We start from the raw sequence: 334 nt of genomic DNA, 5'->3' as shown, positions 1-334 counted from the left end.
GGCTCATCCCCGCTCACGCGGGGAGCACATTGACCAGGTTGTGACCGACGAAGGCCAATGGGGCTCATCCCCGCTCACGCGGGGAGCACGGCGATGCTCGTGTGGAGTGGGCGGTGGGGGTGGGCTCATCCCCGCTCACGCGGGGAGCACTGAACCAGTCTGTCTATCGCGGCGCGGGCTGCCGGCTCATCCCCGCTCACGCGGGGAGCACGTTTTAGACTCCCCAGGCTTACAGGTAAATAGGGGCTCATCCCCGCTCACGCGGGGAGCACTAATCTCACGCTCAAAGAACACATCCCCATCAGGGCTCATCCCCGCTCACGCGGGGAGCACC

Annotated in this window: 1 CRISPR repeat array. The window is 66.2% G+C overall.

The features are described 5' to 3' along the window. Position 1: 1 nt before the first annotated feature. Positions 2-333: a CRISPR direct-repeat array (repeat unit 27 nt; unit sequence GCTCATCCCCGCTCACGCGGGGAGCAC). Between the last annotated feature and the right edge of the window lies 1 nt (position 334).

The organism is Corynebacterium sp. HMSC078A10 (assembly GCF_001811565.1).
GTDB classification, from domain to species: domain Bacteria; phylum Actinomycetota; class Actinomycetes; order Mycobacteriales; family Mycobacteriaceae; genus Corynebacterium; species Corynebacterium hesseae.
Note: the sequence above shows the minus strand (reverse complement) of the source record. Positions and strands in the feature narration are given on the sequence as shown.